The organism is Pseudomonas sp. Pseusp97 (genome assembly GCF_047304025.1).
Taxonomy (GTDB): Bacteria; Pseudomonadota; Gammaproteobacteria; order Pseudomonadales; family Pseudomonadaceae; genus Pseudomonas.
Map to the genome: position 1 here is coordinate 1 of NZ_JBGLYK010000357.1, position 3,497 is coordinate 3,497.

Below are 3,497 nucleotides of genomic sequence, written 5' to 3' on the forward strand. Positions count from 1 at the left end.
GGGGGGGGCTTTTTTTTTTTTGTCCCCGCGCCGGCGCCCCCCCCCCCCCCCCCCCGGGGGGGGGGGCGGCCCCCCCCCCCCCCCGCTCCTACGAAAAGCAATGCATCAATTCAGCTTCGACAGAATGTCCCAGGCCAGCTTCACCCGCACCTCATTCGGGTAGTTGCGGTTGGCGAGGATGACGATGCCGCGCTGCTTCGACGGGACGAAGGCCACGTAGGCGCCGAAACCACCGGTGGCACCGGTCTTGTTTACCCAGACGTCCTGCTGCGGTGGCAAGGGTTTGCGCAGCGCCGTGACCGGCTGGCTCTGCAGCACCATGCTGCTGCCGTTGTACTGCTGCAGTTCGGCGAGCTTGGGCGGGTAGGCGTACTGCTCCCAGACCAGGTCCTGGGTCATCGGGCCGACCTGGTAGTAGCCGGTGCGGGTGGCATCCACCGCTGCGCGCAGCTTGTCGCCGGTCTTCACCTCGCCCAGTTGTACCTGGACGAAGCGCAGCAGGTCGCGGCTGCTGGACTTCACCCCGTAGGCCTCGTCGGCGATCTGATCGGGGTTTACCCGCACCGCTGCATCGTCCTTGTCGTAGCCCTGGGCGTAGATGGCCTGGCGGGTCACCGGCACGTCGATGTGGGTGTTGCTCAGGCCCAGCGGTGCGAAGACGTTGCGCTGCATCGCGGTCTTGAAAGGTACGTCGAGTGCGCGCGCGGTGGCGATGCCGAGCAAACCGATACTGGGGTTGGCATAGCTGCGCTGGGTGCCGGCGGGGTACTGCGGTTGCCAGTTCCTGTAATAGTCGGTGAGCTGCTGCGGCGTCTTCACCTCGTCGGGCAACTGCAGCGGAAAGCCCCCGGCGGTGTGGGTGGCGAGGTGGATCAGCGACACCTTGTCCAGCGCGCTGCCGCGCAACTCCTTGAGGTGGCGCGTCGGGCTGTCTTCCAGCTTCAGCTTGCCCACGGCCTGGGCGAAGCCGGCGAGGGTGGCGGTGAAGGTCTTGCTCACCGAACCGATCTCGAACAGCGTGTCGCTGCTCACCGGCTGCCTGTTCTCCTTCGACGCCACGCCGAAGTTGTAGAAGCGCTGCTCACCGTGATCGGTGACGCCGATGGCAAGGCCGGCGATGTTCTGCTCGCGCATCACCTGCTGGGCGAGTTTGTTGACCTTGGCATCGAAATCCGGCGGGGCGGCCTGGGCGAGGCTGGCGAGGAACAGGGAGCAAAAGCTGAGTACGAGTGGGGCGGTCCGGTGCATGACGACTTCCTGGGCAGTGCAATGGGCTGACCCTAGCACCGCTGCGGCCAGGTCTCCAGCCAGACCGGCAGCGCTACGCCCGCGCGCACGGCAATGGTAGGATTCGCGCCCCATGCGAATCTGTGACCTCGACCAACGCCTCGCCGACCTTGGCGCGCTGCCCCTGCACCGCGGCCGGATGCTGCGCGCCTGGCTGCAGGGCAAGCCGCTGGACGCGGGCACCAAACGCCAGGCGGCCGAGGACTTCCTCCCGCTGAGCGTGCGCAACGGCGTGGCGCAGATCGCCGCCGAGCTGGAAGCCCTGGCGACCCTTCATTCGCGTCATCCCGGTGGCGACAACTCCGAGCGCCTGCTGGTGCGCCTGGCAGACGGGCAGATGGTGGAAAGCGTGCTGCTGCCGCGCGGTGGCGTGTGCGTCTCCACCCAGGTCGGCTGCGCCGTTGGCTGCCGCTTTTGCATGACTGGCAAGAGCGGCCTGCTGCGCCAGCTGTCCACCACCGAGATCGTCGCCCAGCTGGTGCTGGCGCGGCGCCTGCGGCCGGTGAACAAGGTCGTGTTCATGGGCATGGGCGAGCCGGCGCACAACCTCGACAACGTGCTCGAAGCCATCGACCGCCTGGGTACCGACGGCGGCATCGGCCACAAGAACCTGGTGTTCTCCACCGTCGGCGACCCGCGCGTCTTCGAGCGCCTGCCGCAGCAGCGGATCAAGCCGGCCCTGGCGCTGTCGCTGCACACCAGCAATGCCGAGCTGCGCGAGCACCTGCTGCCGCGCGCGCCGAAGCTCACTCCCGAGGAGCTGGTGGAGCAGGGCGAGGCCTATGCGCGCGCTACGGACTACCCGATCCAGTACCAGTGGACGCTGCTCAAGGGCATCAACGACAGCCAGGAAGAACTCGACGGCATCCTGCGCCTGCTCAAGGGCAAGTTCGGCGTGCTCAACCTGATCCCCTTCAACGCACTGGAGGGCGACCAGTACCAGCGCCCGGACGCTGAACGCATCGTCGAAATGGTCCGCTACCTGCACAGCCGTGGCGTGCTGACCAAGGTGCGCAACAGCGCCGGGCAGGATGTCGATGGCGGCTGCGGCCAGCTGCGCGCGCGGGCGACCGGGTTGATCGCCAGCACCGGTCGACGGATTTCTCGTTTGGGCGAATGATTGGCGCGCGGCTTTGCTGTTCGAGATCTTGCACAGGTATCGCACCGGTTGTTAGCCTTCCCCATCTGAAAAAACCAGCAGGGCTGGGTATGGCGATCCGGGTTGTCGAAGCACAGGAAGTAGATCAGCAGCGCATAGCCATTCCCGGTTGGGAACAGCAGTACACGCAGATGTCCGCCGGGCGTTTTTCCGGGCGCATCCTGCACGCCGAGGCCGAGGGGATCGAGCTCTACGAGGAGCAGATGAACCTGCGCGTGGAGCAGGAATTCCACGCCCCGCCCGGCGCGCTGGTGTTCAGCTTCGACATGTCCGACAACGCCCTCTACCTGCTCGACGGGGAAACCCGCAACGCCTGGGTCACGCCGGAGAACTACCGCGAGGTGGCGGTGGTGATCAAGGAGGCGGCGAGCTGGGGCCAGCCGGCGGAAACCTTCTCCGAACTGGTGCTGACGCCGCTGCGCTCGGGGCACTGCCAGTCGGTGGCGACTTCGCTGAGCAAACTGCTCACCGGCGCCACGACGGGGGACGACCCGATGGATGCGCCGGGTGTGGCGCAGAGTATCGTCTCCCACTGTTTCTCGTTGCTGTGCGAAGCGCCGCTGGAAGAGGAGCGCCGCGCACGCTCCATCGTCCAGGCCAAGCGCGTGGTGCAGCGGGTCAAGGAGGTGGTGAACGATTGCCCTGATGAGCAGTTCGGCATGGCTGATCTCGCCGCCAAGGCGGGCGTTTCACCGCGCACGCTGCAGCAGTCGTTCCTGCATTACGCCGGCATCCCGCCCATCGTCTGGTTGCGCAATCGCCGCCTGAACGCCGCGCGGCGCGACCTGCTGGCCGCCGCCGAATCCGGCATGACCGTGGCCGAGGTGGCGATGAAGTGGTCGTTCTGGCACCTGGGGCGGTTTTCCCAGTCGTATTTCGCGCTGTTCGGCGAGTATCCCAAGACCACGGCGAAGCAGGGTGGGCGGGGCTGACGCCAGGCTTTGCGTTTCGCCTCGAACCTGTGCCGTGCGGTTCGCGAGCAAGCTCGCTCCTACAGATCAGGCCTGGCGCGCTCTTCGTAGGCAGTCACTTATACACATCTCCGAGCCCA

At 66.6% G+C, this 3,497-nt stretch carries 3 protein-coding genes; 2 read left to right on the top strand and 1 reads right to left on the bottom strand.

What is annotated here, in order from left to right; all coding sequences use genetic code 11:
* Positions 1-105: 105 nt before the first annotated feature.
* Positions 106-1,248, bottom strand: a complete 1,143-nt coding sequence (ampC, locus tag ACCC94_RS28740) for a class C beta-lactamase (RefSeq protein WP_413352988.1) — start codon at positions 1,246-1,248, stop codon at positions 106-108.
* Positions 1,249-1,360: 112 nt separating this feature from the next.
* Between ampC and ACCC94_RS28745 the strand changes: the two genes are divergently transcribed.
* Positions 1,361-2,407, top strand: coding sequence for an RNA methyltransferase (locus ACCC94_RS28745; protein WP_413352989.1), 1,047 nt, complete (start codon positions 1,361-1,363; stop codon positions 2,405-2,407).
* Positions 2,408-2,496: 89 nt separating this feature from the next.
* Complete coding sequence (locus tag ACCC94_RS28750) at positions 2,497-3,378, top strand: helix-turn-helix domain-containing protein (protein WP_413352990.1); 882 nt, start codon at positions 2,497-2,499, stop codon at positions 3,376-3,378.
* The last annotated feature ends 119 nt before the right edge of the window (positions 3,379-3,497 follow it).

Excerpts from the sequence above, each read along its gene's own strand:
- ACCC94_RS28745 (WP_413352989.1), top strand. The coding sequence starts at position 1,361 with ATGCGAATCTGTGACCTCGACCAACGCCTCGCCGACCTTGGCGCGCTG.
- ampC (WP_413352988.1), bottom strand. The coding sequence starts at position 1,248 with ATGCACCGGACCGCCCCACTCGTACTCAGCTTTTGCTCCCTGTTCCTC.
- ACCC94_RS28750 (WP_413352990.1), top strand. The coding sequence starts at position 2,497 with ATGGCGATCCGGGTTGTCGAAGCACAGGAAGTAGATCAGCAGCGCATA.